Raw genomic sequence first — 1,432 nt, 5'->3', positions numbered from 1 at the left:
TGCGGAGCACCAGTACGCGGGACGCCGGGGCACAGAGAGTCGACGCCGGAAAGCGGGGCGCCGGCACCAGGACGCTGGGCGCCTGCGGCGGAAAGCCCGGGCACACCGGCACCAGAGGACTCGGGTGCGCAGTTCTTCTTCGCAAGGCCGCTCTCGGACAGAGCGGGCGTTCCCACGGCGAGGCGATACGTCCCCGCGAACTCGCAGGCAAGCGAGGCGAGCGCGGCCAGGCGGCGAATTTGTTCCCACTTCTGCGGCAGCTCCGCCACGAACTCGCCCTCTTGCCCGACGGAGGCAAGAAGCTCCTTTTGCTCCCGCAGCTCGACCATGAAGCCGCTGGCTGCAGACGCAGCCGCCCCACAGCGGAAGGGCGCGCGGGGACTCCGGCCAAGCGGGGTCGCCGCCCCATGCGCCGCGGGCGCTCAGAGAGCGGATCGCGTCGACCGCGGATTGGGAGCAGACGAACGCGTACATCGAGACCCCTTCGGCCCTTGGAACCTTTCACCACATCTTTGATTTTGAAATCCGCGCCACCGCGACCTGCGGTTTTATCGGCGAACGGCCAAAAACATAGATGTGGTGAAAGGTTTCGCTGCCGAGAAACCCCGCCATGGACCGAAGGGTCATCCTGCGAGGAAGGACTATCCGGCAGGAATGCGCCGCAGGTCGAGAGGCCAAGCAGTGAAGGGCTACCGGGCGGGGAGTGCATCACGGCAAGAAACCCCGCACAAGAAGGGCCCTCCGCCCAAGAAACGTCCTTCTTGCCCGCGCAGGCTCCCCTACCCCGTGAAGCCAACGTCGCGGATGCGGCCCGAGCCGTCGGCCGCCTCGGTCGCGAGCTGGTCGCAGCGCTCGTTCTCCGCGTGCCCCGCGTGGCCCTTGACCCAGTGCCAGCGGACCTCGTGCGGCTCACACGCCGCGATGAGGCGCTTCCAAAGGTCGACGTTCTTCACGGGCTGTTTGTTCGCGGTCTTCCAGCCGCGCTTCTGCCAACCGGCGATCCAATGCTGCTTGAAGGCGTTGCAGACGTACTGCGAGTCGGTCGTGAAGTCGACGACGCACGGCCGGCGGAGCGCCTCGAGCGCGACGATCGCGCCCATGAGCTCCATGCGGTTGTTCGTCGTGCGATCGTAGCCGCAGGAGAACTCGCGCTCGTGCACGACGCCCTTGGGGTCGGTGTAGCGAAGGACCGACCCGTAGCCACCGGGCCCGGGGTTGCCGCGCGACGACCCGTCCGACCACGCCTCCACGTGCATGCGGACCCCTCCGCGCGCGGCCGGGACGTCGACGGGGGCGCCTGCCGCCACGGCCTCGGGATGCCCGGCGGCGAAATCGTTCCAGCCCGCCACTATTTGGCCTCCGCCCAGTTGGAACCGTAGCTCACTTCGGCGATCAGGGGCACCTTGAGCTCGGCCACGCCCTCCATGGTCTC

The 1,432-nt window shown here is 68.1% G+C and carries 2 protein-coding genes; both read right to left on the bottom strand.

Translation table 11 applies throughout. From position 1 onward, the window contains the following. Positions 1 to 329: hypothetical protein (locus ACT84W_RS06925; RefSeq protein ID WP_444328679.1), on the bottom strand; the 329-nt coding region annotated here is incomplete at its 3' end. Between the two features lie 450 nt (positions 330 to 779). Beyond that, positions 780 to 1,256 (bottom strand): ribonuclease HI, encoded by a 477-nt coding sequence (gene rnhA / locus ACT84W_RS06920; RefSeq protein ID WP_417575188.1) that lies wholly within the window; start codon positions 1,254 to 1,256, stop codon positions 780 to 782. Between the last annotated feature and the right edge of the window lie 176 nt (positions 1,257 to 1,432).

The sequence above is a fragment of the Paratractidigestivibacter sp. genome (genome assembly GCF_052362415.1).
Classification (GTDB): domain Bacteria; phylum Actinomycetota; class Coriobacteriia; order Coriobacteriales; family Atopobiaceae; genus Paratractidigestivibacter.
This window is presented reverse-complemented; position numbering and strand designations above follow the sequence as displayed.

Bases quoted from the DNA above. Each gene is read 5' to 3' on its own strand.
- rnhA (WP_417575188.1), bottom strand. From the start codon at position 1,256: ATGCACGTGGAGGCGTGGTCGGACGGGTCGTCGCGCGGCAACCCCGGG.